Source organism: Oerskovia sp. PE-21s, assembly GCF_056158145.1.
The window spans coordinates 126961-151382 of record NZ_JBUXJM010000008.1 but is presented as its reverse complement, the minus strand read 5'-3'; the positions used below and the strand labels follow the sequence as shown (position 1 = coordinate 151382).

The 24422-nt window shown below is 73.4% G+C and carries 26 protein-coding genes and 1 riboswitch; of the genes, 7 read left to right on the top strand and 19 right to left on the bottom strand.

All coding sequences use genetic code 11. The features are described from left to right. Nucleotides 1-207: 207 nt before the first annotated feature. Entirely contained in the window at nt 208-3354 is a 3147-nt protein-coding gene (locus ACZDYF_RS15855) for a DUF5979 domain-containing protein (RefSeq protein WP_475059184.1), read from the top strand. Nucleotides 3355-3460: 106 nt separating this feature from the next. Here the strand turns inward: ACZDYF_RS15855 and ACZDYF_RS15850 are convergent, their stop codons facing one another. From ACZDYF_RS15850 to ACZDYF_RS15825, 6 genes are all read right to left on the bottom strand, one after another. Continuing rightward, complete coding sequence (locus tag ACZDYF_RS15850) at nt 3461-4099, bottom strand: SRPBCC family protein (protein WP_475059181.1); 639 nt, start codon at nt 4097-4099, stop codon at nt 3461-3463. Between the two features lie 103 nt (nt 4100-4202). Then, on the bottom strand, nt 4203-5003 hold the full coding sequence (locus ACZDYF_RS15845; protein ID WP_475059178.1) for a class I SAM-dependent methyltransferase: 801 nt from the start codon (nt 5001-5003) through the stop codon (nt 4203-4205). An 87-nt stretch (nt 5004-5090) separates the two neighbouring features. Then, nucleotides 5091-5906 carry an MBL fold metallo-hydrolase gene (locus ACZDYF_RS15840; RefSeq protein ID WP_204806658.1) on the bottom strand — a complete coding sequence of 272 codons (816 nt, stop codon included), beginning with the start codon at nt 5904-5906 and terminating at the stop codon, nt 5091-5093. A 118-nt stretch (nt 5907-6024) separates the two neighbouring features. Beyond that, complete coding sequence (locus ACZDYF_RS15835) at nt 6025-7413, bottom strand: MFS transporter (protein WP_475059174.1); 1389 nt, start codon at nt 7411-7413, stop codon at nt 6025-6027. After that, nucleotides 7410-8399, bottom strand: coding sequence for a polysaccharide deacetylase family protein (locus tag ACZDYF_RS15830; protein WP_475059169.1), 990 nt, complete (start codon nt 8397-8399; stop codon nt 7410-7412). Before ACZDYF_RS15830 ends, ACZDYF_RS15835 begins: the two co-directional genes overlap by 4 nt. Further along, entirely contained in the window at nt 8383-9633 is a 1251-nt protein-coding gene (locus ACZDYF_RS15825; protein ID WP_475059166.1) for an ROK family transcriptional regulator, read from the bottom strand. Before ACZDYF_RS15825 ends, ACZDYF_RS15830 begins: the two co-directional genes overlap by 17 nt. 299 nt (nt 9634-9932) lie before the next feature. On the opposite strand from ACZDYF_RS15825, the gene ACZDYF_RS15820 reads away from it, so the two are divergent. Next, a complete protein-coding gene (locus ACZDYF_RS15820) occupies nt 9933-10667 on the top strand; it encodes a DUF4097 family beta strand repeat-containing protein (RefSeq protein ID WP_204806664.1) in 735 nt (244 codons plus the stop codon). A gap of 36 nt (nt 10668-10703) precedes the next feature. On the opposite strand, the gene ACZDYF_RS15815 is transcribed toward ACZDYF_RS15820, so the two are convergent. Further along, the gene (locus ACZDYF_RS15815; protein ID WP_475059163.1) at nt 10704-11564 is read right to left on the bottom strand and encodes an NAD(P)H-binding protein; all 861 of its coding nucleotides are present in this window, start codon (nt 11562-11564) and stop codon (nt 10704-10706) included. Between the two features lie 86 nt (nt 11565-11650). On the opposite strand from ACZDYF_RS15815, the gene ACZDYF_RS15810 reads away from it, so the two are divergent. Continuing rightward, a complete protein-coding gene (locus ACZDYF_RS15810) occupies nt 11651-12064 on the top strand; it encodes a winged helix-turn-helix transcriptional regulator (protein WP_191791174.1) in 414 nt (137 codons plus the stop codon). Nucleotides 12065-12112: 48 nt separating this feature from the next. On the opposite strand, the gene ACZDYF_RS15805 is transcribed toward ACZDYF_RS15810, so the two are convergent. Together ACZDYF_RS15805 and ACZDYF_RS15800 are read right to left on the bottom strand one after the other, a co-directional pair. Further along, complete coding sequence (locus ACZDYF_RS15805; protein ID WP_364075953.1) at nt 12113-12583, bottom strand: hemerythrin domain-containing protein; 471 nt, start codon at nt 12581-12583, stop codon at nt 12113-12115. A gap of 101 nt (nt 12584-12684) precedes the next feature. Beyond that, complete coding sequence (locus ACZDYF_RS15800; RefSeq protein ID WP_475059156.1) at nt 12685-13317, bottom strand: nucleoside/nucleotide kinase family protein; 633 nt, start codon at nt 13315-13317, stop codon at nt 12685-12687. Between the two features lie 124 nt (nt 13318-13441). Here ACZDYF_RS15800 and ACZDYF_RS15795 point away from each other — a divergent pair, with 124 nt between their 5' ends. Beyond that, the gene (locus tag ACZDYF_RS15795; protein ID WP_400274905.1) at nt 13442-13858 is read left to right on the top strand and encodes a VOC family protein; all 417 of its coding nucleotides are present in this window, start codon (nt 13442-13444) and stop codon (nt 13856-13858) included. Between the two features lie 55 nt (nt 13859-13913). Here ACZDYF_RS15795 and ACZDYF_RS15790 read toward each other — a convergent pair whose 3' ends face one another. The 5 genes from ACZDYF_RS15790 to ACZDYF_RS15770 all read right to left on the bottom strand — a co-directional run bounded on the left by ACZDYF_RS15790 (nt 13914) and on the right by ACZDYF_RS15770 (nt 17415). Next, nucleotides 13914-14216 carry a hypothetical protein gene (locus tag ACZDYF_RS15790; RefSeq protein ID WP_475059151.1) on the bottom strand — a complete coding sequence of 101 codons (303 nt, stop codon included), beginning with the start codon at nt 14214-14216 and terminating at the stop codon, nt 13914-13916. A gap of 131 nt (nt 14217-14347) precedes the next feature. Further along, nucleotides 14348-15154: a C40 family peptidase gene (locus ACZDYF_RS15785; RefSeq protein ID WP_475059148.1), complete on the bottom strand. Its 807-nt coding sequence runs from the start codon at nt 15152-15154 to the stop codon at nt 14348-14350. Nucleotides 15155-15159: 5 nt separating this feature from the next. After that, a riboswitch (cyclic di-AMP (ydaO/yuaA leader) is annotated at nt 15160-15341 on the bottom strand. Between the two features lie 182 nt (nt 15342-15523). Continuing rightward, nucleotides 15524-15814, bottom strand: a complete 291-nt coding sequence (locus ACZDYF_RS15780) for a DUF4287 domain-containing protein (protein ID WP_191791182.1) — start codon at nt 15812-15814, stop codon at nt 15524-15526. A 48-nt stretch (nt 15815-15862) separates the two neighbouring features. After that, the gene (locus ACZDYF_RS15775) at nt 15863-16696 is read right to left on the bottom strand and encodes an alpha/beta fold hydrolase (RefSeq protein ID WP_475059144.1); all 834 of its coding nucleotides are present in this window, start codon (nt 16694-16696) and stop codon (nt 15863-15865) included. A gap of 101 nt (nt 16697-16797) precedes the next feature. Beyond that, nucleotides 16798-17415: a DUF305 domain-containing protein gene (locus ACZDYF_RS15770; protein ID WP_475059140.1), complete on the bottom strand. Its 618-nt coding sequence runs from the start codon at nt 17413-17415 to the stop codon at nt 16798-16800. Between the two features lie 196 nt (nt 17416-17611). Between ACZDYF_RS15770 and ACZDYF_RS15765 the strand changes: the two genes are divergently transcribed. Beyond that, nucleotides 17612-18970: a ferredoxin reductase domain-containing protein gene (locus ACZDYF_RS15765; protein ID WP_364075942.1), complete on the top strand. Its 1359-nt coding sequence runs from the start codon at nt 17612-17614 to the stop codon at nt 18968-18970. 73 nt (nt 18971-19043) lie between these two features. Here ACZDYF_RS15765 and ACZDYF_RS15760 read toward each other — a convergent pair whose 3' ends face one another. Together ACZDYF_RS15760 and ACZDYF_RS15755 are read right to left on the bottom strand one after the other, a co-directional pair. Beyond that, a complete protein-coding gene (locus ACZDYF_RS15760; RefSeq protein ID WP_475059137.1) occupies nt 19044-19592 on the bottom strand; it encodes a DoxX family protein in 549 nt (182 codons plus the stop codon). 122 nt (nt 19593-19714) lie between these two features. Continuing rightward, the gene (locus ACZDYF_RS15755; protein ID WP_475059132.1) at nt 19715-20284 is read right to left on the bottom strand and encodes a GNAT family N-acetyltransferase; all 570 of its coding nucleotides are present in this window, start codon (nt 20282-20284) and stop codon (nt 19715-19717) included. A gap of 89 nt (nt 20285-20373) precedes the next feature. On the opposite strand from ACZDYF_RS15755, the gene ACZDYF_RS15750 reads away from it, so the two are divergent. After that, nucleotides 20374-20760 carry an ArsR/SmtB family transcription factor gene (locus ACZDYF_RS15750; RefSeq protein ID WP_191791186.1) on the top strand — a complete coding sequence of 129 codons (387 nt, stop codon included), beginning with the start codon at nt 20374-20376 and terminating at the stop codon, nt 20758-20760. Nucleotides 20761-20861: 101 nt separating this feature from the next. Further along, nucleotides 20862-22619, top strand: coding sequence for a SulP family inorganic anion transporter (locus tag ACZDYF_RS15745; RefSeq protein ID WP_475059411.1), 1758 nt, complete (start codon nt 20862-20864; stop codon nt 22617-22619). Here the strand turns inward: ACZDYF_RS15745 and ACZDYF_RS15740 are convergent. The 3 genes from ACZDYF_RS15740 to ACZDYF_RS15730 form a co-directional block, all read right to left on the bottom strand. After that, a complete protein-coding gene (locus tag ACZDYF_RS15740; protein WP_475059127.1) occupies nt 22609-22902 on the bottom strand; it encodes a DUF1905 domain-containing protein in 294 nt (97 codons plus the stop codon). The two genes, ACZDYF_RS15745 and ACZDYF_RS15740, sit on opposite strands and share 11 nt — an antisense overlap. Before the next feature lie 56 nt (nt 22903-22958). Next, nucleotides 22959-23576: a hypothetical protein gene (locus tag ACZDYF_RS15735; protein WP_475059120.1), complete on the bottom strand. Its 618-nt coding sequence runs from the start codon at nt 23574-23576 to the stop codon at nt 22959-22961. A 68-nt stretch (nt 23577-23644) separates the two neighbouring features. Next, complete coding sequence (locus ACZDYF_RS15730) at nt 23645-24094, bottom strand: hypothetical protein (RefSeq protein ID WP_475059115.1); 450 nt, start codon at nt 24092-24094, stop codon at nt 23645-23647. Between the last annotated feature and the right edge of the window lie 328 nt (nt 24095-24422).

Genomic DNA, 24422 nt, shown 5'->3' with positions numbered 1-24422 from the left:
ACCATCATCGCGCGTCGGCGAAGAGCGGCGGACGGTCGAACGGCGTGAGCGCCCCCTCCGCGCTAATTCTGGTACGTACGTCTAACTCTGTGACCGGTATCACCGGAATATGACGTCATGTCCACGCACCAGCCATGTCTCCCCCGGAGTGCCCGGACCGGCCGGGCACACCGCGGTACCGCCGCGCGACGAGAGGACCCGTGAGACGTGACTGCCCTGCCCGACCGGAGGACGCACACCGGACGACGATCACCGGTCGCCTTCCTGCTGACCCTCCTCCTCGCACTCGCCTCCGTGCTGACCACGAACGCCCTCACCGCCCATGCGGCGACCGGGACCCCGATCTCGGTCGACAGCATCTCGTTCAGCAAGCAGGAGCTCGCCGACGGCAGCACCCAGGAGCTCACCGTGCGGTGGAGCGTCCCCGGCGAGGCGACGAACCCCGTCAGCGTGACCGTCGACCTGCCCGCGGGACTCACCGGGCGAGCGGACCGGTTCGCGATGATCTCTCCCGACGGCGATGCGGCCGGGGAGTGCGTCGTGGGCGCCACGACCATCACGTGCACCGTCGACCCCGCATACGTCGACGGGCACGAGGTCGCCATGAGCGGGGAGTTCACCGTCCGGGCCGACGTCTGGCTCGAGAACCTCTCGACCGTCGAGCACGTGTTCGACTTCGGTACCGTCGACGGCCCCGTCACCGTGACCGTCACGCCCAACCCCGACCGCTGCACGGAGAGCTGTACCTACCAGGGGCAGCACCAGGGCAAGTGGGGCTGGTACGACAACCTCACCGACACGATCACCTGGACGGTGTCCGTCCCCGCGCCGAGCGACGGCATGCCCGCAGGGCTCGCCGTCGTCGTCGAGGACGTGCTCGACCCCACGACCTACGAGCTCCTCGGCACGCCCACCGTCTACGAGGGCCGCTCCACGAGCTACGACCGGCTCGGCCGCGAGCAGGCCGACCTCCGGGCCAAGGAACCCTCCGACGTCACCGTCTCCGCGGACGGGCTGCGGGTCGAGTTCACCTCGGTCGCCGGCGCCGCGGGCGAGTCGCTCCCCCCAGGTCACACCGGTCTGACCGGCTCGGTCTACCGCGTCGAGTGGACGGTCCGCGCCCTCGACGAGGGCAAGGCCACCACCTACGCGAACACGGCCCGGTACACGATCGAGGGAGACGTCTCGCACGTCGTCACGGGACAGGCCACGCGCTGGTCGGGCTCCGGCACCGTCGTCGGCCGCAACTTCGGCAAGCTCCAGCTCACCAAGGAGCTCCACGGCGACACGACCCTGACCTCGGCGTTCAGCGTGCGCTACACGGCGCTGCTCGACGGCCAGGTCACCGATGAGCGCACCGTCGAGCTGCGCGCCGGTCAGACCTTCCTCACCGACGAGCTGTTCAAGGGCACCACGGTCCGCCTCGAGGAGATCACGCCCACCGGACCGGAGAACGTCACCTGGGCCGACCCCGTCTTCGTCCAGCCGGACGGCACCACTTCCGAGCGCCTCGAGCTGACCTTCGGCGCCGACCGGTCGAACCTCGGTGGCGTCACCGAGATCCGCCTGGTCAACCGGGCGACCCTCGCCCGCGCAGCCGTCCAGGCCCACAAGGTCGTCGTCAACGACGACGGCCTCCGCCTCCCTCAGGACCTGTCGTTCACCCTGGCCTACGCCTGGGACGCCGTGCCCGGCCGCGGCATCGGGGCGGGCAGCGGCCGCGTGACCCTGCCCGCCACGGGTGACCGGGTCTCGGTCCCCGACCTCCCGGTCGGGGCAACCGTCCGCTTCACCGAGCCCGCCCCGACGAAGGTACCGGGCGGCACCTGGTCGTCGCCCGCCGTCTCGCCCTCCGAGGTGCTCGTGACCGATGCGAGCGGCACCGTGGACGTGACCGTCACCAACACCGTGACGCGTGACCTCGGCGCGTTCAGCCTCACCAAGCGCCTCGCGGGGGACGGGGCCGGGCTCGTGACCGACCCCACGTTCACCGTCCGGTGGTCCTACCCCGCCGACCCGGCGCAGGGCATCGACGAGGCGGGCACCGGCGAGGTGACCGTCACGGCGGGCGAGCCCGCGATCGTGGTCGACCAGGTGCCCGCGGGCGCCCGCGTCACGCTCACGGAGGTCCTCGACGAGGTCGAGGGCGGCACCTGGGGCGAACCGGCGTTCAGCGAGCAGACGTTCACCGTGATCAAGGACGACGTCGTGGCCGTCGACCTCGACAACGTCATCACCCTGAACGCGGGGTTCGTCTCGGTCCGCAAGGCGATCGAGGGGACCGGCGCCGGGCTCGTGCCCGCCGACGACACGTTCGTCGTGCGGTACGCGTACCCCGCGGGCACGGGCTTCGCCGCTGGCGACGGTCGGCTCGTCGTGCCGGCGGACGGCGAGGTCGTCACGAGCGGTCCCCTGCCCTACGGTGCGGTCCTGACCCTCTCCGAGCTCCCCCCGGCCGACGTCGCAGGAGCGACCTGGGGCGAGGTCGGCACCTTCGCGCCCAGGGTCGTGACGATCGGTGACGGGACGACGAGCGAGGTCACGCTCACCAACTCGATCTCGCGGGACGTGGGTGCGTTCGCGCTCTCCAAGCGTGTCGAGGGGTCAGGTGCCGCGCTCGTCGCGCCCGAGGACGAGTACACGTTCACCTACTCCTATCCTGCCGGGGACACCTGGGCGGCCCTCGAAGCGACGACGGTCTCGGTGCCGGGTGACGGCACCACCGTGACGGTTCGCGACATTCCCGCCGGGGCCGTGGTCACGGTCGCCGAGGACTCGCCCGAGGCCGTCGAGGGCGGTACCTGGTCGGCCCCGACGTACGGCGCGGCGAACAGCTTCGTCGTCACGAAGGACTCGACCTACGCGCTCGACGTCGTCAACTCGATCGAGCGGACGACCGGGTACCTCTCGGTGCGCAAGGACGTCGTCGGCACCGGAGCACACCTCCTGCCGGCCGACGCCGAGTTCGTCGTGCGCTACACGTACCCCGCGGGCGACGGCTTCGCAGCGGGCGAGGGCACCGTGGTCGTCGCGGCCGACGGCGTGCCCGTCGTCAGCGAGCCTCTCCCCTACGGCGCCCTCGTGACGCTCGTCGAGGAGGCGCCCGCGCCGGTCGCCGGTGCCACCTGGACCGAGGCCGTCCTCAGCACCGAGCAGGTCCGCGTCGGCGACGGCACCGTGGTCGGGGTCGTCGTGACCAACACGCTCGACACGAACCCGGCGCGCCCGGGCCCGGGGATCGACCGGCTCTCGAACACCGGCGTCACGGTGCCGCTCGCTCTCCTCGGGGGCGCGGTGCTCCTGGTCGCGGGCGGTGCGACGCTGCGGGTCGCCGCTCGACGGCGCCGGTCGTGACGCACTGAGGCCCCCGCCCGTGCCGGCGGGCGACGGGCGCAGGACGCACCGCTGACGGTGAGCGGCGCCGTCGGGCAGGATCTCCCGCCCGACGGCGCCGCTCGCCTCAGGCGGCCTTCTCGCCCACGCGCCCCTCGGCGCGGTCGCGGATGCCGCGCAGCATGCGCGCGCTCATGAGGAAGCTGACGGGCTGGACCGGTTCGACGATCGCCCCGGACCACCAGCGCGTGTACCCGTAGCGCTCGCGCACGACGAGGCGCGTGGCGCCGTCGGCGACGGGGCGCAGCACGAAGGACCAGGTGAAGTCGTACGGCGGTGCCGACGCACCGACCGGCACCGCTCCACGCAGCACGAGGTGCCGGTCCGGGACCATCGCGGCGACGCGCAGCGCGACGTCGGGGTGGAGGCGCACGTCGTCGCCGACCGCGAGACGCTGCCACCGGGGATCGACCCGGTCCGCGTTCTCGATGTCGCAGCCCACGAGGTTCTCGAGCCACTCGTAGCTGTAGAAGCCCCCGCGCCCCTGGCCGAGCTGCAGGACCCACTTCCACACCTCGCGCGGCGGGGCGTCGATCGTGACGGCGCGGGTCGCGACCGCGTCGGCGTCGGGGACGATCTCGTCGCCCGCGAGCGGCTCGGACGGCTCGCCGTCGCGGGTCCCCCAGGTCATGGTCAGGCGTCGGGTCAGGAGCAGCGCTCCGACCACGAGCGCCGCAGCGGCGGTCCGTCGTACGAGCGGTCTCATGGCAGTCTCCTCCGTCGTGGGACCTCGGCTGTCTCGATCGTCGCATCTCCGGGGACCGAAGTCGCGACGCTTGTGACGGATTGCACAAGCGTGTCGTGGACGGTCAGCCCACGAGGCCGAAAGCCAGGAAGTGCGGGCTCGCGGCGATCATCGCCGGGTCCTGCTCGAGCAGGCGCGCCGCCCGGACCGCGGAACCCAGCAGGGGCTCGGCCTCGTCCAGCGGCAGGTTGTCGAGCGCCGGGGCGCTCGGCCCCTCGACACCGTAGACCGCGACCGTCCCCAGCCCCGCGTCCTCGAGCTCCCCCGCGAGCTCGTCGGGACGGTGGAAGTACGCGGTCGTGAAGCCGGACCGCGGGTCGTGCAGGCCGGTCTCGACAGCGCGACGCAGCGACGCCTCCGTCTCGTCCGACACCTCCCCCACGGCCGCGAGCTCCAGGAGCCCCGCGTACCGGCTGATCGCCGCGGCGACCACGACGCCTCCGCTGCGCGCCACGCGCGCCGCCTCACGGAGTGCGAGCAAACGGTCGGACCGCTCCGTGAGGTGGTAGAGCGGCCCCAGGACGAGCACGGCGTCCGCCGAGGAGTCCGTGAAGGGCAGCTCCCGCGCGTCCCCGACCTGCGCACGTACCCCCGGGATCTCCGCCGCACGGGCCACGTGCGATGGCACGGGGTCGATCAGGTCGACGTCGTACCCGGCGTCCGCGAGCCAGGCCGCATGCACCCCGGTCGCACCCCCGACGTCGACCACCCTTGCGGGGGCTGCCGGGAGGAACCTGCTCAGGAGCTCGCGCGTGCGCAGCAGCTCGAGGCGACCGTGAGCGGTCGCGTGGAGGCGACGCTCCTCGCGGTAGCGGTCGGTGTAGAAGTCCAGGATCTCGGGGTCCAGCGCTGGTCCGGTGCTCACGCGGACATCCTGTCGCGAATGTCCCTGTACGTCGAGCGTGCAGCTCGGGCCGTCCGTCGGCGAAGCGCTCGGCGACGAGCCGCAGCCCTACGTGAGGTGGTCGAAGTCCCCGCGCACCCACGCCGCGTGCCGGTCCGCGGACCGGCGCACGACGCCCCGCGCACCCACGGGGATCACGCCCTCGAAGTTGTTGTAGAGCCGGTCGAACGCGAAGCGCTCGACATGGGTCGCGACCCGGTCCACCACGGCCCCCGACAACGGGATCCGGTTGGGGTAGCTGCGCATGAAGCTCACCGACGTGCGGTCGGGGTTCGCGAAGATCGTGTCACCGCTGAGCAGGACGCCACGCCCCTGCGCACCGGCCGCCCAGTGGACGACGGCACTGCCGGGGAAGTGCCCGCCCGGCTGGGAGAGCGTCACGCCCGGCAGGATCTCGCGGTCCTCGGACCACGTCTCGATCACCGGGTCGGGGCGGGCGACCCACCCCGCGTCGGCCTCGGCGACGAGGACGGGCACGTCCCCGAGCGCGCGGCTCCACTCGACCTGGACCCCGAACATGTGCGGGTGGCTCGCGACGACGGCCACGACCTCGCCGAGCGCCCGGACCTGGCGCACGGCGTCGTCGTCCAGGTAACCGACCGGGTCCCACAGCAGCATCCCGGCCGGGGTCCGCACGATCTTGGACTCCTGCCCGATGCCGACCCCGGGGTGCCCCGCGAGCGCGAAGAGGTCCGGTTCGAGCTCGGTCACCGAGACCTCGTGCCCCTCGGCCGCGAGCTCGTCGAGCGTCGTCCACGCCTGACCGTCCGCGGGCACCCACTGGCGCTCGTCGGCGCAGATCGCGCACACCTCGGGACGGTCCGCGTGCTCGACGGCGCACGTCCGGCAGATCCACCACGTCATCGGGGTCGTCCTCTCCCTCGTCGAGCCCTAGTCCTGACCGACGTGTCAGAGTGGGCGTGACCCATGGGTCACGCCCACTCTGACACGTCATCTCCGACACGTCATCGAGGCGTCGGGATCAGCGGCTCAGCGCCTCGACACTCCGCGGCTCGTCGTCCCCGGCGGCGCCGGGCACGTCCAGCCCGCGCAACGGGTACACCCAGAAGCAGAGCCAGGCCAGCCCGGCCACCACGAGCGGCACGCCGCCCATGAGCACGCGGATCCCGGTCGACACGGCCTCGGGCTGGTCCGCCACCGAGAGACCGGCGTCGTAGCCCGTCGCGCCGAGGGCCACCGCGATCACCACGGCCTGCACGATCACCGAGCCGCGCACCACGAACCCGTTGACCCCGAAGTACATGCCCTCGCGGCGCAGCCCGGTCCGCCGCTCGTCGTCGTCGATGACCTGGCCGAGCGCGACCTCGAGGAGCTGCATCATGCCCGCGACCCCGATGCCCACGAGCCCGGCCACGGCCATGGCCCCCGGCAGCGACCCGGGCAGCACGAACAGCCCCACGGCCACGCCGTACGCCGCGACCGACCACAGCAACGCCCGGCGCGGCCCGACCTTGCGGACCACCCAGGACCAGCCGACGATCGCGGGGATCGCGACGACGAAGATCGGCGCGAGCACGAGCGTCGCGTCGGCCTCGGCACCGCCCAGCACGTAGCGCACGTAGAACGGCACCGACGCGAGCAGGAGCGCGGTCGTGGACTGGAGCAGCAGGGAGCCCAGGACGTACGTCACGAACGCCTTGTTCGCGAACGTGTACCGGAGCTGTTCGCGCAGCGGCAGCGCGGCCTCGCGGGCCTTGACCTCGACCTCGTCGACGGGCCTCTCGACCATGCCCGCGAGCGACCACAGGTAGAACGCGAGGCACAGCGCACCCAGTACGAGTCCCATGCCGACCCACCCGAGCGGCGAGCCGTAGAGCAGCGGTGCCGCGGCGGTGCCCAGGATCATCCCGACCAGGCCGAAGATCTGGCGCGGCGTGTTGCCCCGGGCGCGCTCCGCCGTCGTGCGGAAGATCTCCGGGAAGAGCGCCGAGGTGTTGAGGACGACCGCGACGTACGCGACGTCGTAGACCGCGACCACCACGAGGAACCAGACGAGCAGCCCCGTGGGGCTGACCTCGGGAGGCATCCACACGAGCGAGAACGCCGCGACGAGCGGCACGATCCCCAGCCCGATCCACGGGACGCGGCGCCCCCAGCGGGTGCGGTGCCGGTCGGAGGCCGCGCCGACGAGCGGGTTGAGGACTGCGTTGAGGATGCCGTGCGCGACCATCGCGCCCGCGACCCAGCCCGCGGGGAGCCGCAGGTGGTCGACGTAGAAGAACACGACGAACGCCGAGAACGTCTGCGCCATGAGGTTCGCGGGGAACGCCGAGGCGCCGTAGGCGAGGGTCTGACCGCGCGTGGGGAGACCGGTCAGACGGCGGTCGCGCAGGGCCGTGAGCGCGCTCATCGAGCACCCCCGACGGCGTCGCTCGCCCGCGCGGGCAGGGTGCCCGAGGCGTCTCGCGCCCGGGGTTCGAGCCCGCGCTGGACGTCGCGCAGGTCGCGCCAGCCGACGCGCACGATCCCTTCCTCGGCGAGGGTCGCGGCGACGTCGGGGTCGGCGAGCAGCCGGCGCTCGAAGCCGCGCTTGGCGACCGAGTGGTCGGCGACGTCGCCGAGCTCGTCGTCGTCGAGCATGGGGTGCAGGAAGACCTCGGTGACCCCCGGCTCGGTCGCGCGGAGCAGGTCGAGGAAGCCCGTCTTCATCGAGGCGAAGTCCTCCTCGTCCGGCGTCCCCTCCCCGAGGAGCTCGAAGGGGTGGGTGGCGAGGTGGTCGAGGATCACGACGCCGGCCGAGTCGGCCGCGGCCGCGGCCTGGTCGAGCACCGACCGGTAGGTGTCGGGCAGCCCCAGGCCGACCGTGCGCGGCAGCCGGAACGGCAGGCCGTGACGGGCCGCGAGCCCGAAGACCTGCGGCAGGAGGCTGCGGCCCGTCTCCAGCCCGTAGACCGAGCCCATGTGGTTGTCGAGGTGCGTGACGTCCATGCCGGCGGCGAGCGCCGCGTCGAGCTGGGCGGCGAGCTCGGCCACGACGTCCGCGTCGCTCGCCCGGAGCTCGACGCTGCGGCAGTCGGCCGGGAAGTACCCGGCGTCGTCGACGAGGGTCGTCCCGATCCCGGTGAGAGGGCGCCACCGGTACCTGGTCCACTCGCTCGTGAGCACGAGGTGCACGCCCAGGTCGAGGTCGGTGCGGTCGGCCGCGAACGCGAGCGCCTCGGGGGCCCACGGGCACGGCACCATGAGCGTCGCGGAGTCGAGGTGGCCCGCGACGAGCAGCTCGGTGATCGCGCGGTTGGCGGCGCGGCACATGCCGAAGTCGTCGGCGTTGAGGATCAGCGCCCGGGCGTCCGGCGGGAGGCCGAGCCGGGTCACGAGGTCAGAGGGTGCGCGCATCGTCGGCTCCTCGGGAGGAGAGGCCGGTGGTGAGGTCTGCGTCGAGGGGCGCGTCGTCGTCGGGCAGGTCCTCCGACTCGGCGGCGCGCCGCACCGCGGCCGTGAACGCCTGGTCGCGCAGCGTGTCCCGCGCGAGGGCCGCGGCGCCGAGCAGCACGGCGTCGGCCGCGACGGCGCTGGGTTCGACCACGATCGGCAGGATGCCGACCCGTTCGGCGAGGTAGGTCTGGACGCGGCCCAGGACCGCGTCCTCGCGCGCGACGCCCGCGAGGAAGATCTTCTGCGGTTCGAGCAGGAGCGCGACCGACGCGACGAGCACGGCGAGGCGTCCGGCGAGCTCGTCGACGACCGCGACGGCACGCTCGTCGCCGTCGGCCGCGAGGTCGAGGACCTCGTGCGGTGCGAGACCTGCGGGCAGGCCGGCCTCCTTGGCCGAGGTCGCGAGCGACGCGGCGCCGATGCTCTCGGCGCCGAGGGCGCGGCCGGGCTGCGGGAGGAACGCGACCTCGCCGGCCCCGCCGGACGCGCCGCGGTGCAGCCTGCCGTCGATGACGATGCCTGCGCCCAGCCCGATCCCCAGGCGCAGCAGCACGAACGAGTCGAGCCCCTTGCCCGCGCCCGTGCGCTGCTCGGCGATCGCGGCGAGGTTGACGTCGTTCTCGAGCACGACGGGACAGCCGAGGCCTTCCTCGAGGGCCGCGTGCAGCGTGGGCCCGCCCTTCTCGAGGCCGGGCACGCGGCGCACCACGGCGTGGTCGGCGTCCACGATCGCCGGGAGCCCGACGACGGCGCACCGGACCGCGACGGACTCGGCGCCCGTGTCGTGGCGCACCGCGGCGACGCAGTGCGCGGCGAGCTTCTCGACCGTGCTCGCGCGCGCCTCGGGCTCCTTCGCGGACAGCGGCTGCTCGGCGCGGGCTCGGACGCGGCCGACGAGGTCGACCAGCGCGACACGGACGCGCACGTGACCGATGTCGACCGCGAGCGCGTACCCGTGCTCGGGGTCGACGCGGTACAGCGTGGCTGCGGGGCCGCGTCTGTCGTGGTCGAGGCCGGCCTCCTCGACGAGCCCGTGCTCGACGAAGGTGCGCAGCGCGAGCGCCACGGTGGTCTTGGACAGGCCCGTGGCCGCGACGATCTCGGGTCGTCCGAGCGTGTCGTGGGCGTCGAGCACCTCGAGGACTGCGCGGGCGTTGATCTCCCGGAGCAGTCGTTGATCTCCTGCAAGAAGCATGTCTACCGGTCTCCGTCGACGGTCGTTCCCCTGGACATGAGTAGGTCGGAAACCTCCCTACCCGGGCGAGAGTACCGCGCCAGGGTTCGTGCGCGCTCGGCGAGCAGAGAGTGTTCACCCCCGTGTCCCGGCCTGCGGTGCGGAGCGCTCTCGGGGTTCACCCCGAGGGCGAAATGGGGGGAACACCCCATGTCGCCGAGAGGTCCGCGCACCCTAGCCTCGATGGTGGTGGGCCCCGCCGGGGGGCGGGGCCCCCACCACTCCACGAACGCCTCGGACACGACGAACAGGGGATCGACATGCGGACCACGAACCGGCGACTGGTGACGGCGGGCCTGGTGGCCGTCGCGGCGGTCACGCTCGGGGCGTGCGGGTTCGGGCCGCGGTCGATCGCGACCGACACCTACACCGTCACGGACGAGATCACCGCGGTGCGCCTCGACCTCGAGGCCGGCTCCGTCACGCTGCGCGGGGACGGCTCGGCGACCGAGGTCGGCATCGAGCGCACGGTCGACTACGCGGGCTCCTACCCCGAGCAGGAGACGCACCGCGTCGAGGACGGCGTCCTCGTCCTGTCCGGCTGCGGTCGGTACTGCTCGGCGAGCTACTCGATCGACCTGCCCGCCGGGCTGCCCGTCACGGGCGAGACGTCGCACGGCAGCATCGACCTGGACGCGACCGGCGCGGTCGACGTCGAGACGTCGAACGGGTCCATCACCCTCACCGACGTCGACGCGCGGATCGTCGCGCGGACCTCCAACGGCAAGATCACCGGGACCCGGCTCGGAGGCACCGACGGGATCGACGCCGAGACGTCGAACGGGTCGGTCGAGATCTCGATCACGACCCCGCAGGACGTCCGGGCGGCGACCGACAACGGCAAGGTCCAGGTCCAGGTCCCCGACGGCAGCTACCGGGTGCACGCCGAGACCGATCTGGGCGGCACGGACGTCAGCGTCCCGGACGACCCCGACGGCGAGTTCACGATCGACGCGTCCTCGTCCAACGGGCGGGTCACCGTCTCACGCGGCTGAGGTGACGCCGGGACGCCGTCGCACGCGCCACGCGCGTCATGGTGCCGGGCGGGAGCCCAGCACTCCCCGCACCACGTCCGTGACCGGGCGCGGAGGGCGTCCGAGCAGCTCCGCCAGGTGGTCCGCGTCGTCGTCCCCGCGCGCGAGGAAGCCCGCACCGAGGGTCGCGAAGATCGACGCCGCGTGCGCCACCTGGTAGGGCGGGACCCCTGCGGCCAGCGCGTCCCAGGTTCCGCCGAGCGGAGCCGCCTCGTACCTGCCACCGACGAGCGCGGCGACGTCCGACCCCGTGAGGCGCGCGTCCCCGGCGAGCTCGTAGACGCGACCCGCATGCCCTGACCTCCGACCCGCGCGGACGTCGTCGTGCACCTCGGCGGCCACCCGTGCGGCCACGTCCGCGAGGTCGTCGCGATGGACCACGGACACCGCGCCGTCTGCCCACGGAGCCGCGAACACGCCGTCGGGCTGCGCCGTGAACCCGACCGCGAGCGCCACCGGGACCTCGGCGTACAGGCCGTTGCGCAGGATCGTCACGTCGAACGGCGCGCCCGCGAGCCGGGCCTCGGTCCACCGGTGGGCCAGCGCGATCGTCAACCGTTCGGCCGTTCCCGCGAGGCTCGTGTAGACCACGTGCCGCACACCGGCGGTCGCCGCGGCGTCGACCACCGCCCCGTGCCGTGCCCGCACGACGTCGTCCTCGGCGTACCCCGCCGAGACCACGAGGAGCACGTCGACCCCGTCGAGCGCGGCGGGCAGGGTCTCGGGCCGGTCGAAGTCGACCAGCCGCGCGCCGGGCCCCCGGGGCTCCCGAGACCCCCTCAGCACGTCGTCCCGGTCGGCGAGGCGGGCGGCGACCGCCCCACCGAGGGCGCCGGAGGTTCCGGTGACGAGCAGCATGGGCAGGTCCTTCCGATGGTGTGGTTGTCTTCACGAGCGGGACCATCGTCGCCGCGGACCAGGACCGACCGTAAGGAGGCACTTCGATGTCAGCAGGGCACACCGCAGTGACCACGTCCCCCGTCGTCTCGTGCGGCGAACCGCACGAGGACTGCGGCATCCGTGACGTCCTCGACCGGATCGGCGACAAGTGGTCGGTGCTCGTCGTGGTCGAGCTCGCCCAGGGGGTCCGGCGGTTCCGCGAGCTCCAGCGCGCGGTCCCGGGGATCTCGCAGCGCATGCTCACGCTCACGGTGCGCCGGCTCGAACGGGACGGCCTGGTCACGCGCACGGTGTTCGCGACCGTGCCCCCTCAGGTCGAGTACGAGCTCACTGCGTCGGGCCACAGCCTCACGCGGCTGGTCAAGGTCCTGGCCGACTGGTCGGCCGACCACCGCGACGGTATCGCGGCCTCGCGCGAGCGGTGGGACGCGCTCAACCCGGGCTCCGAGGTGCGCTGAGGCACGCGGCCGGGCGCGCCGCCGTCGGGCACGCGCCGTCCGGGCGCGCTAGAGCGGTCCCAGGACGTCGCGGACGTCGGCGTCGAGCGCGAGCGAGTCGAGCACCGTGAGCAGCGCGCGCTCCTCGTAGCGGAAGTGGGACTCCATGATCGCGGCAACCCCCTCGAGGTGACGGTCGAGCTCGTCCGGCGTCGCCGCCCGGTCGACCGCGGCCAGCAGCCCGCTCAGCAGGTGCGCGATCATCGAGTGGTCCTGCCTCAGGTTGCGCAGGGTCCCGACCAGCTCGGGGTGGGCGGCCGCGATCGCGGGGAACAGCTCGCGGTCCTCGCCCTCGTGGTGGCCCGTCAGGGCGGTGCAGAAGCCGTGGCAGAACAGCAGCAGGTCGCGGGTCGCCGGTTCGGCGGGCTCTCCGTCGTCGAGCGCGGCCCGGGTCACGCGCAGCGCCTCGCGCAGCCGGGCGTGCACGGCGCGCAGCTCGCGGCTCCAGGCGACGAGCCTGGTCTTCTCGCCCTCAGTCACGCGAGGGCGAAGGGGTCGACGTCGTCATCGTCGTGCTCCTTCGTGTCCGGCGCCTCCATGCCTGGCACGGTCTGCCACCGGCACGCGACGCTGCGCAGACCCTACCGGACGTCGACCCACGCGGGGCGCCGTGCGTCGTCGACGCGCACGACCACGTCGGCGTCCCGCTCCGGGGCGACCTCTGCCCGGTACCGCGCGTACGCGGGCAGCGTCCAGGCGTCCGCAGGTGGCGTGCGTCGCCCGAGGGTCGCGTCCTGGAGCGCCAGGTGGACGGTCAGGTCGACGTCGAGCCCGCGCCCGAGCGACAGCGACCCGTCGAGCAGCACGACCAGCCCCGGGGGCGCCTCGACGTAGTCGGCGCGCGTCGAGCGCGACGTCACGGGGTCGCGAAGGCTCGGCAGGTAGCGCCCGTCCCCGTCCGGCCCGACGGCGGTCAGCACCTCCCGGTTCAGCGCGCCGACGTCGATCCACTCGTCGAGCAACGAGTCCGGGTCATCGTGGCCGTGCTCGAGCCGCAGCGACGCGGGGCGCAGGAAGTCCCGGACACCGATGCGCGCCGTCGGGCGGCCTGCGACGCGCAGGGGTTCGACGAGCTGGTCGGCGAGCGTCTCCGGGTGCGTCGAGGGGTGGCCGTCGACGAGCACGCGCACCGCACCACCGGCACGGGGGTGGCCCGCGACGAGCGCGGCGACCCGCGCGACCAGGACCTCGGGGCTGACCGGCTCGACGCGCACCCGGTCAGGATGCCACGGGGCCGCGAGCGGTCCGGGGAGGTGAGACCGAGAGCCCCGTCGCGCGAGCGGCCCGGGGCGAGGCCACAGTGGGAGGACGTCGACCGTCGCTGCCCAGGAGAGCCCGATGACCACGTTCCCGACCGTCCGACAGGTCGTGCTCGACACGACCGACGCCCGCGGCCTCGCCGAGTTCTACCGCGCCCTGCTCGGGCTGGAGTACCGCCCGGGCGACGAGCCCCCGGCCGAGGGCGCCGCCGACCCGAACGGGCAGGACTGGCTCGTGCTGCGCTCGCCCGGGGGCGTCCCCCTGGCGTTCCAGCAGGTCGAGCACCTGCCGCCCTCGTCCTGGCCCGACCCGGCCGTCCCGCAACAGGTCCATCTCGACTGCACGGTCCCCGACCGCGACACGCTCGACGTCCAGCACGAGCGCGCCGTCGCCCTGGGGGCCCGCCTGCTGCGCGACCGGTCGGACGACCCGGTCGAGCCCCTGCGCGTCTACGCCGACCCGGCCGGGCACCCGTTCTGCCTCTTCGTGGGCTGACCCTCCGCCCGCGCTCACGAGCGGGCCGGACGGCGAGGCGCACGCGAGGGCACCCTCACGTCTCCTCGACATCGATCAGCCACCGCACGATGGTTCGGTCCTCGATCGTCATCCGGTACGTCTGCCCGGCGTCGATCGCGTCGTCCAACCGGCTCTGGCGGTTCTCGTCGACCCGGAGCACCCCGCAGGACGTCCGCACCTCGTAGTACGTCGTGGAGCGGTTCGTGTGCGAGACCAGGTCGTCCTCGGTGAAGCACGTCAGCTCGGTCGTCGTCCAGGTCGCGACCCAGACGACGAACGGCCCGACGAGGACGACGGCCGCGACCGTCCACCCGACCACGACCTTGGGGATCCGCATGGCGTGGAGCATACCGACGCCCGCCCGCTCCCCGTCAGCGAGGAACGGGCCGCCGTCGGGCGGTCAGGACGCGCCGGGAACGCACGAGGCCCCGTCCACAGGACTGTGGACGGGGCCTCGTGGGCAGCGGGTCAGCCGACGCGGATGAACGTCGGGTTGTTCTGCCAGATCTTGCTGTGCTTGACGGTGCTGCCCGGGGTCGTGGCCTCGATCTGCATCCCGTTGCCGGCGTAGATCGCGACGTGGCCGGGGGTCCAGATGAGGTCGCCCGGACGGGCCTCGGCGGCCGAGACGGGCGTGCCCGCGTCGCGCTGGGCACCCGACTGGTGCGGCAGCGAGACGCCGAGCTGCGCGTAGACGTACTGCGTCAGACCGGAGCAGTCGAACCCGCTCGGCGAGGAACCGCCGTAGACGTAGGGCACGCCCACGTACTTCAGGGCGATGTCGACGGCGGCCGAGCCGGAGGCCGAGGCCGCCGGGGCGGCGACGGCCTTGGCCGCTGCGGGCTGCGCGCGCTCGACGCTGCGCGAAGCGGCCGCGGAACGCTCGGGGGCGGGAGCAGCGACCGGCGCGGGCGCCGGCTCGGGCTCGGGCTCGGGCTCGGGCTCGGGAGCGGGGGTGACCGCGACCGAGGCCTGCTCGATCGGCAGCACCGCGTCGGCGGCAACGGTGATCGCGGGGCTGGTCTGGAGGGCCTCGCGGGCCTGGGCGGTCACGGCGGCGAGGTCGACCGAGCCGATGGACTTCGACTCGTCCGAGGCAGGGGCGGCGTTCGCGGGGGCCGTGAAGACCGAGATCAGCAGGCCGGACGAGGCGGCGACGACCGCACTACGACGCACGACGGCGTTGGCGCTGGACGCGGCAGACCGGCCGAGCGAGGTCAAGGGGGTGATGGGGCGGTGCGCGGCACGGTGGCGCGCACGTGGGCGTGAGGTCACGTGTGTTTCTCCTGGACGCCTGAGAGGTCAGCTGTCGGGTTCGGGCCGGAGAATCTTCTGCCCGGCCGGTCGGACCGAGGTCCGACCGGCTTCACCCCAAGGACACCGTCTCCGGTGCCCACAAGATTGGGTCCCCCACCCCTGCCATGGGTGTAGTTCGTGGCTCCGGAGGTGACAGGGTTCGGCGTCCACCGGAGCACTCCAGCGAGAAGGTTCTCTGCGGAGCAGAATCGACCGTACATGGCAACCACGGGATTGTCACAATGAGGTAACGAACCTCGCGAGTCGGACACGTGTCCACCTCGACGACGGACCGCACCCGCACGCGGGCGGTGCGGGCCGTCGTCGCGCAGGCCGGCCGAGCCGGGCTCAGGCGGGCTTGGTCGCCCTGCCGTCCAGCCACAGGGTGTCCGACTCGTCGCGGTGCGTGCCGGTCGAGCCGACGTGCTTGCTGTCGATCGTCGGCCCCTTCTTGATCACGTGGACGATCGCCATCGCGTGACCGCGCCCCAGGCCGTAGTCCTCCTTGAGCCACTCCACGATCACGCCGGCCTTGACGGACGGGTCGTCGTAGCCCTTCTCCTGCGCGATCGTCACGAGCTGGCGGGGGGTGAGCCCGGTCTTGTCCTCGACGGCGTCCAGGTAGGCCTGAAATGACATGGTGCTCCTCGTGTCTGTGGGTCGGGTCGGCGGTCGGTCCGGGGGGGCTCAAGCGGTGCGGAGCACCCTGCGCAAACGCTGGGCGAAGGCCGACGGGTCGTCGACGAAGCCCGTGTGGTCGCCCGGGAAGAGCGTCGTCGTGGTGCCGAGCAGGGCTGCGAGCGCCGTCGACGTCTGGTCGCAGAGCTGCCCGGTCGAGTCCTCGCCGACCCCGACGACCACGCGGACGGGAGAGGCACGCAGGGCCTCGACGTCGGGCTCGAAGAGCGTGGTCCCCAGGAGGTCGTGCGCGAACCAGAAGCGTTCGTCCGCGACCTGCTGCGGGTCGCGCTCGCCGCCGAACACCTGCTCGACCATCCCGTCCGGGACGTCGATGTCACCGACCGCGAAGAACTTCCGCCAGGCCCCGACGACGTCGCCCGCGCGATGATCCTCGACGAGCTCACGCGTCGCGGCATGCAGCCGCTCACGGTCCGGCATGAGGGCGTCCAGCGGCGGCTCGTGCGCGACGACCGTCCTGACCAGGTCGGGGCGCGACTGGACGAGAGCGAGCGCGGTCACGGCGCCACCGCTCGACCCGACGACGGTCGCGGGGCCCGCGTCGAGGTGGGTCAGGAGCCGCGCGAGGTCGTCGGCACGGACCTGCGGCGGCGTGTCCTCGTCCGGGTCGTCGACCGTGCTGCGGTGGATCCCGCGCGGGTCGGTCGTCAGGACGGTGTGGTCGGTCGCGAGCAGGTCGGCGAGCGGCGCGAACGCGTCGGCGTCCATGGGCGCGCCGACGAGCACCACGAGCGGCCCCCGGCCCCTGACCTCGTGGTGGAGCGTGGCGCCCGGGACCCGCAGCGTCCGGGCGGTCGCAGGGACGGTCGGGGTGTCGGTCACGGGAACCTCCAGGAGTGCGCACGGCGGATGGTCGAGGGGGTGGACCGTGCGGAGGGCCGGAACTCATCGGTCCACCGCCCACGCCCGCGACGCAGCGCGACCTACCGCCCGAGGAGCGTGTCGATCTCGGCCATCTCGGCCGTCTGCACGTCGACCATGACCTGCGCGAGGTCCCGGAGCTCGGCGTGCCCGCCGCCCTCGATCTCGCCCTGCGTCATCGCGATCGCCCCCTCGTGGTGCGAGTGCATGAGCTCGAGGAACGTCTTCTCGGCCGCGGCCACCGCCGTGGCGTCACCCGCGCTCGCGTCCGCGAGGCGAGCGAGAGACCCCATCTGGTCGCTCGTGAGCATGCCGTTCGCGACGTGCACGGAGTGCATGTGCATGAGGTCGTCCATGGCCCAGGCGTCGGCCCAGCCGAGCATGGTCTCGATCTCCTCGGCCTGCCCGTCGAGGATCCGCTGCGCGAGATCGCGCGTCGGTTCGCTCACGCCGTCGACCGCCAGGATGATCTCGCTCATCTCGACGGCCTGCTCGTGGTGCGGGGTCATCATCGCGACGAAGTGCGTGTCGACGTCGTTGACCTCGGCCGGGGTGCCCGCCGAGCCGCTCGCGGCGGGCGCGCTGTCGTCCCCCGAGGCGGGCGACCCGTCGGCTGTCGAGCACCCCGCGAGGGCGGCGGTCAGGACGAGCGCGGTGAGGACGGCGGGCAGCTTCTTCATGAGGACTCCGGTGTGTCTCGGGATCGCCGGGGCACGCGGGCGCCGGTTCCGGCGAGCGTCCGACCAGGGTAGGTGCGAAGTCTGGGAGCCGGCTGTGTCCCCACGGCGCGGTGCGCCGCCAGATCACCCTGTGGATCCCGCGCCCCGGCGGTCCCCGTCACAGTATGGTCAGCGCACTCGACGAGGAGGCCACCGTATGACTTCCCCCCTGTCCACAGACCACCTTCCGGCCACGCCCACCCTGGCGCGCGCCTCCGACGAGGCCGACCTGCCGCCCCTGCTCACGGGGTGGCGGCGCCTGTGGACGCGCCCCGCGCTCATGCCGTACGTGCGGCTCGTCGTCCTGGTCCTGGCGATCAACGTGGCGGTGGCCGTCACGGTGCTCCCCGGCACGTCGTCGCCCGCGCGTCTCGACCTGACCCTCACGGCGGCCGCGCTGAACCTCGGGGCCGCGGCCGTGATCCGGCAGCAGCACGTCGTCAACCTGCTGTTCCGCCTCGCGACGAGCGCGCCCGTGACGTGGCCCCTGCGCGTCCGCGCGGGGCTCGCGAAGGTCTACCACCTGGGCGGGATCCACGTCGGCGCGGCGATCTCCGCGACCGCGTGGTTCACGGTGTTCGCCGCGACCGCGCTGAGCCCGGACGGGCGGGGCGAGCTGTCGGGGCCGACGCTCGGGGTCGTCGTCGTCCTCGCGCTGCTGCTGCTGACGATCGCCGCCCTGGCCACCGCGCCGCTGCGCCGCAGGCGCCACGACCTGTTCGAGATGAGCCACCGGCTCGGTGGTTGGTCGACCCTCGCGGGCTTCGCGGCCCTGACGGTCCTGTTCGCGCGCGACCTTTCGCCGGACGACCCGTCGGGTGCGATCCTCTCCGCCCCCGCGACGTGGGTCCTGGCGGTCGTCGTCGTGTGCGTGGGGCTTCCGTGGCTGCACCTGCGCAAGGTCGCGGTGGACGTGCACACGCCCTCGTCCCACGTCGCGATCGTGCGTCTGCACCACGACCCGAAGACGTTCGTGGGTTCCTCGACGACGATCGCCCGGCACCCGCTCGGGCAGTGGCACCCGTTCGCCAACCTCGTCACGCCGAGCCGACCCGAGCTGCGTCTGGCGATCTCCCGGGCGGGCGACTGGACGGGGTCGTTCATCGACTCCCCGCCGGACCACGTGTGGGTCCGCGGCGTGCCCACGGCCGGGGCGGGGAACGTCGGCAAGCTCTTCCGCAAGGTCGTGTGGATCACGACGGGCAGCGGGATCGGCCCGTGCCTGCCCAGCCTGCTCGCAGGTGCGCCCGCCCACCTGGTCTGGGTCACCCGCACGCCCGAGGCCACGTTCGGCCCCGGGCTCGTCGGCGAGATCACGCAGTCGCTGCCGGACGCCCTCGTGTGGGACACGCGCGCGCTGGGCAAGCCCGACCTCGTGGCCCTCGCGCTCGACGCGGTGCGCACGACCGGCGCCGAGGCCGTCATCTGCATCTCGAACCGTCCGACGACGTTCCAGGTCGTCGAGGGCCTCGAGTCGCGGGGCATCCCCGCGTTCGGCGCCATCTGGGACTCCTGAGGCGCGCTGCTCCTCCCCCCGCCCGACGGCGTCACGAGCGTGACGCCGTCGGGCTGCGGCAGGTCTCAGCGCGTCAGCGCGCGTCGCACGTCAGCCGTGCCCCCAGCGTGACGGCCGCGACCACGGCCGCCGCGGCGACGAACACGACGTCCTTGAGGACGTACTGGCCCAGCAGCGTCATGCCGTCGCCGAAGAGCTCGCCGGGGAAGAGCACCACGGGTGACATCATGCCGACCAGCGCGACCGCGAGCACGACCAGGCCCACCTTCAACCATCGCCCCGTCAGGAGCGTCAGCCCGATGACGGTCTCCACGACCGCCGTCAGGACGACCGCCGCCGTCCCCTCGACGACGCCGAAGGTCAGCGCCCCGACCGTCTGCGTGACGATCTGCTCCGCCGGGCTCGCCCCGGGGAAGTACTTGAGCACCCCGAATCCCAGGAACACCAGGCCGAGCGTGACCCGGAGCGCGGGGACCGACCACCGCGTCAGGAGGGCGGCCAGGGCCACGGCCACGGCGTCGGACCGCCCGAGGAGACCAGGCCGCGCGGGCCGGTCGCCGGTCGGTGCCGTCGAGGCAGGCAAGGCAGGCGAGGGCAAGGTCTGGGGTCCGGCAGCAGGCATCTGGTCTCCTCGTCGAGAGCGTGCGGACGGGCGGCGCTCTGCGGAGAAAGCACCGTGACGTCCGGCTAGGTGATGGCTCGGCGAGCGTAGCCACCGCTGATGAGGGCCAGATGAGGCCGGGATCAGCCCGCGAGGCGGGCGTGCAGGTGCATGTCGTGCCAGCCGTCGACGTGCTTGCCGCTCTCCCGGAGCGTGCCCTCGGGCACGAATCCCGCGGCGAGCGCGACCTTGCAGGACGCCTCGTTGCGCGTCGAGTGCACGAGTCGCAGCCTGTGCAGGCCGAGTTCCTCGAACGCCCAGGCGACCAGCAGCCCGACGGCCCGAGGCGCGACCCGGCGGCCCCGCGCGGCAGGCAGGACCCAGTAGCCGACCTCTCCCCCGCCCTCGTGCAGGTCCAGGTGGTGCAGGGCGGTGCGGCCGACCACGACGCCGTCGGACTCGACCGCCCAGTCCCCTGCCGCCTCCTGCACCCAGTGCTCGTGCCGCGAGTCGACCCACCCCTCGGCCTCGGCGACGTCGGCCATCGCGCGGGCGTGCCAGAGCTGGATCGCCGGGTCCTGGTACGCGGCGAGGAGGGTCGGGGCGTCGGCCCGGACCCAGGGGCGCAGCGTCAGCCCGTCGCCCGCGAGGACGGGCATCGGCTGTGCGCTGAGGTGGCCGGGGCGGACGGTGGGCTCGGTGAGGAGGGGCACGCCGCGATGATGCCACGGGAGAAGGAGGAGAGCGGAGAAGAACGATGGATTGAGGAGTTGCTAAACTCGCCAAGTCTCCAGGAGGTCCTGTGCCCACCACCGCCACCACGGCGCCGCTCTACGCGATCAAGGCCGAGCTGTTCCGCTCCCTCGCGCACCCCACCCGCATCCAGGCGCTCGAGGTGCTCAGCGCCGCGACCGGCCACGAGGCCCCCGTGAGCGACCTGCTCGCCGCGACGGGCGTCGAGGCCTCGGTCCTGTCCCAGCACCTCGCGGTGCTCAAGCGTGCCGGTGTCGTGACGTCGTCGCGCACGGGCAACACGGTCGTCTACCGGCTGAGCCGGCCGCTCGTCGCCGAGCTGCTCGTCGTCGCGCGCGCGTTCCTGCGCGAGACTCTCGACGCGTCCGGGCGACAGCTCGCCGCCGCGGACGAGCTGCCTCCCCTCCAGGGGGAGAGCGAACGGACCGGGCAGTGACCCGGGCGCCCCGGCCGTCAGGCCCGCCCCTGCCCGTCGGCTCGACCCCGCCGACCCGCTCGGCCCGCTCACCGCGCTCCGCCCGGTCCCCGCGCGACCTCCTGCCGTCACGCACCGACCTCGACCTGCGGCCACGCACGCTGCGCGCCGACCTCCTCGCCGGGGTCACGGTCGGCGTGGTCGCCCTGCCGCTCGCCCTCGCGTTCGGTGTGAGTGCCGGGGTCGGCCCCGGGCCGGGCCTCGTCACCGCCGTGGTCGCCGGCATCGTGGCCGCGGTGTTCGGCGGCTCGCGCGTTCAGGTCAGCGGGCCGACCGGCGCGATGGCCGTCGTCCTCGCCCCGATCGTCGCCCAGCACGGCCCCGCGGCGGTACCGCTCGTCGCGATCCTCGCGGGCGTCGTCGTGCTGCTGGCCGGGGTGACGCGGCTCGGGCGCGTCGTGACGTTCATCCCGTGGCCCGTGGTCGAAGGGTTCACGGCCGGGATCGCCGCGATCATCTTCCTCCAGCAGGTCCCCGCGGCCCTGGGCGTCACGGGCACGGTGGGCGGCAACCCGCTGGTCGTCGCCGTCGACTCGGTCGTCGCCGCGTTCGCGAACGGCCCCGCGGCCCTGTGGACGCTCGGCACGGTGGCGCTCGTCGCCGTCGTGATGCTGGTCCTGCCCCGCGTGGCGCCCGCGCTGCCCGCGTCGCTCGTCGCGGTCGTGCTCGCGACCGTCGTCGTCCAGCTCACGGGCGCCCCCGTCGCACGCATCGGCGCCCTGCCCGACTCCCTGCCGCTCCCGACCGTGCCGCACCTCGACGCGGGCATGCTGCGGTCGCTGATCGGCCCCGCGGTCGCGGTCGCGGCGCTCGCCGCGATCGAGTCCCTCCTCTCGGCCCGCGTCGCAGCGGCGATGCCGTCGCCCGCGCAGGGCAGGTCCGCACGTTCCGGAACCGTCAGGCCGTCACGCGGGCCGTCGGGCGCCACGACCGTGCCCGACGACGCCTCCCACCGCTACGACCCCGACCGCGAGCTCGTGGGCCAGGGCCTGGCGTCGATCGCGAGCGGCGTGTTCGGCGGCATGCCGGCGACGGGTGCGATCGCGCGGACCGCGGTCAACGTGCGCGCGGGTGCCCGGACGCGGCTCGCGGCCGTCGTGCACTCGGTCGTGATCCTGGTCGTCATCTACCTGGCGACCGGGCCCGTCTCGACGATCCCGCTCGCGGCCCTGGCCGGTGTCCTCATGGTCACCGCGGTGCGTATGGTCTCGGTCGCGACCCTCCGTGCCGTGCTGACCTCGACCCGGGCCGACGCCGTCGTGCTCGTCGTGACCGCGGTCGTGACGATCGCGGTCGACCTCATCGAGGCCGTCCAGATCGGGCTCCTCGTCGCAGCGTTCTTCGCGCTGCGGTCGGTCGCGAAGGCCGCGGCCGTGCACCGCGAGCCGCTGCCCGGACCGGCCCTGCCGGGTGACGAGCACATCGCGCTCTACCGGCTCGACGGCGCCATGTTCTTCGGTGCGTCAGACCGCATCCACGCGCAGATCCGCGACGACCAGGACGCCCTCGTCGTCGTCCTGCGGCTCTCGCACCTGCGCCTCGTCGACGCGACGGGCGCCCACGCGCTGGGCGAGCTGGTCGCGGACCTCGAACGCTCGGGCGTCACGGTCCTGGTCAAGGGCATCCAGCCCGCCCACCTGCCCGTGCTGACACGCGTCGGCGTGCTCGACGAGCTGCGCCACGAGAATCACCTGTTCGCCGACCTGCCGCCCGCGATCGAGCACGCACGCTCGCACGTCGCGCGGGCACAGGCCGGGACCGGGTCCCCGACCGCGAGCGCCGCCGGGGCCACGGCCCCCCGGGATCCCCTCAGCGCGTGACGTCGAGCGTCAGCAGCACGGTGACGGTGTCGCCCAGCTCGACGCCCTCTGCCGCACGGATCGCGTCCTTGAGCGGCACGACGTACAGGCCGTCCTTGGCGAACAGCGACGTCGTCCAGGTCGTGCCCCCGATGCGCGCCGAGACCGGGATCATGCCCCAGCCGTAGGTCACGAGGGCCGCGACCTCGTGGATGCGGGCGCTCTCGACGTCGGGCACGGTCACGAAGTGGAAGGGTGCGGGCCCCCGCCAGTGCCACACCTCGCCGACGGCCTCGATGTCCATCCGCCCAGCATCCCCCGGGGACGCGCCGCCCGCCGCCCCTGCGCCGAGCGCGCGGCTCAGACCAGGATCGCGACCACGACGACGAACAGCGTGACGAGGACGAGGAGCACACCGAGGCCGACGAGCAGGCTGACGGCGACGGGGTGGGCCTGGCGCCACGGCACGAGGCGCGGGTCGAGGGCACGGAGCTGGGTCGGCGTGACGGGCTGACGAATCGGCGTGAGCGGGACGCCGCGACCGGCGAGGTCGAGCGCGAGGGCGGAGAGCTGCTCGCGGTCCCACATCTGTCCCACGAGCAGGAGGAGACGCTTGCGCGGTCCGACGACGAGGTGATGGGTGGGCGCGGCGCCGGCGAACCCCATGCTGTCGATCGTGACGACGCGTTCCATGTCCTCGACCGTGAACGTCTTCGACCGCCCCCACCCCTGGACCGTGAGGGTCCCGTCACCGAACGTGACGCGCGACTTGTCAGCCACCTGGCGGGCGAGGGCGTACGTCAGCGGGATCATGGCGAGCACGAGGCCCAGGAAGACGAGCGGGAGCGCGATGCTCCGCGTGGTGATCGCGAGCGTGACCGCGTTCAGCCCGAGGAGCGGCGCCAGGATCCCGATGAGCATCAGGTTGGTGCGCACCATGCGCCGCTTCGCGTCGTCGTGCAGGGTCAGCTCGGTCATGCGCGACATCGTCCCACGGCCGATACCGGCGTCCGGGACTGCGCCCGCGCCTCGACTCCCCGCTCCGCTCAGGTGCGGGTAGCCGTCGCGACCGCCCGCTCGAGAGCGCCCGTGAGCGCCGCACGGACCGCGTCCGGGGCGTCGGGGGCGCAGCGCGCGGCCACCGTCGCCGCGAGCTCGGCGAGGTGGGGCAGCAGGGCGTCGAGCTCTGGGGTCGTCGCGTCGAGCTCGTGCGCGGGCACGACGACCGTGGCAGTGATCCGTCGCCGGGGCCGCGAGAACCGGACGTTGCGGACGCCGGCCGGGCCGGCCGAGGGCGTGACCGAGCCGCCGAGCGCGAGCATGAGGTCGAGCTCGTCCAGGCCAGGGACGTCGAGCGGGGCGCACTCGGCCCGCCCCTGGTCCAAGATCTCCTGGGGAAGCGGCCCCCCCCCCGCCCCGGCGCGCAGGTGCCCGTCCTCACCCCGCACGACCTTGTACGCGCTGTACTCCCAGTCCGCCTCCAGATCCACCGTCATGTCCTGCAACGACACCCACGTCCCACCGAACCCGCAGACCACGACCGTCGCCAACTCACCTGAAGGATCAACATCGACCCGCAACGGCTCGAACGCAAACGGCCCCAGTACGACGTTCGGGTCCTGCCGTTCGGACCTGGCAAGGTCGACAACTCGGGCTTCAGCGCTACGGATCTCGATTCCCGAGGCCGTGTTCCACAAGTCCAAATCACTGAAGTCGTGCGCATTGGCCGCCACTGCAAAGTTCAGCTCCGAGGACCGCACCGCCTGCACCCACGGATCCAGCTCCAACGGCCCCGACGGCTCACTCCCCTCTCAGCGGATGTCC

What these genes read in the sequence shown, in the direction of transcription:
- ACZDYF_RS15850 (WP_475059181.1), bottom strand. Translation starts at nt 4,099, where the DNA reads ATGAGACCGCTCGTACGACGGACCGCCGCTGCGGCGCTCGTGGTCGGA.
- ACZDYF_RS15840 (WP_204806658.1), bottom strand. Translation starts at nt 5,906, where the DNA reads ATGACGTGGTGGATCTGCCGGACGTGCGCCGTCGAGCACGCGGACCGT.
- ACZDYF_RS15835 (WP_475059174.1), bottom strand. Translation starts at nt 7,413, where the DNA reads ATGAGCGCGCTCACGGCCCTGCGCGACCGCCGTCTGACCGGTCTCCCC.
- ACZDYF_RS15830 (WP_475059169.1), bottom strand. Translation starts at nt 8,399, where the DNA reads ATGCGCGCACCCTCTGACCTCGTGACCCGGCTCGGCCTCCCGCCGGAC.
- ACZDYF_RS15825 (WP_475059166.1), bottom strand. Translation starts at nt 9,633, where the DNA reads ATGCTTCTTGCAGGAGATCAACGACTGCTCCGGGAGATCAACGCCCGC.
- ACZDYF_RS15820 (WP_204806664.1), top strand. Translation starts at nt 9,933, where the DNA reads ATGCGGACCACGAACCGGCGACTGGTGACGGCGGGCCTGGTGGCCGTC.
- ACZDYF_RS15815 (WP_475059163.1), bottom strand. Translation starts at nt 11,564, where the DNA reads ATGCTGCTCGTCACCGGAACCTCCGGCGCCCTCGGTGGGGCGGTCGCC.
- ACZDYF_RS15810 (WP_191791174.1), top strand. Translation starts at nt 11,651, where the DNA reads ATGTCAGCAGGGCACACCGCAGTGACCACGTCCCCCGTCGTCTCGTGC.
- ACZDYF_RS15795 (WP_400274905.1), top strand. Translation starts at nt 13,442, where the DNA reads ATGACCACGTTCCCGACCGTCCGACAGGTCGTGCTCGACACGACCGAC.
- ACZDYF_RS15790 (WP_475059151.1), bottom strand. Translation starts at nt 14,216, where the DNA reads ATGCGGATCCCCAAGGTCGTGGTCGGGTGGACGGTCGCGGCCGTCGTC.
- ACZDYF_RS15780 (WP_191791182.1), bottom strand. Translation starts at nt 15,814, where the DNA reads ATGTCATTTCAGGCCTACCTGGACGCCGTCGAGGACAAGACCGGGCTC.
- ACZDYF_RS15770 (WP_475059140.1), bottom strand. Translation starts at nt 17,415, where the DNA reads ATGAAGAAGCTGCCCGCCGTCCTCACCGCGCTCGTCCTGACCGCCGCC.
- ACZDYF_RS15765 (WP_364075942.1), top strand. Translation starts at nt 17,612, where the DNA reads ATGACTTCCCCCCTGTCCACAGACCACCTTCCGGCCACGCCCACCCTG.
- ACZDYF_RS15760 (WP_475059137.1), bottom strand. Translation starts at nt 19,592, where the DNA reads ATGCCTGCTGCCGGACCCCAGACCTTGCCCTCGCCTGCCTTGCCTGCC.
- ACZDYF_RS15740 (WP_475059127.1), bottom strand. Translation starts at nt 22,902, where the DNA reads ATGGACATCGAGGCCGTCGGCGAGGTGTGGCACTGGCGGGGGCCCGCA.
- ACZDYF_RS15735 (WP_475059120.1), bottom strand. Translation starts at nt 23,576, where the DNA reads ATGACCGAGCTGACCCTGCACGACGACGCGAAGCGGCGCATGGTGCGC.
- ACZDYF_RS15730 (WP_475059115.1), bottom strand. Translation starts at nt 24,094, where the DNA reads ATGACGGTGGATCTGGAGGCGGACTGGGAGTACAGCGCGTACAAGGTC.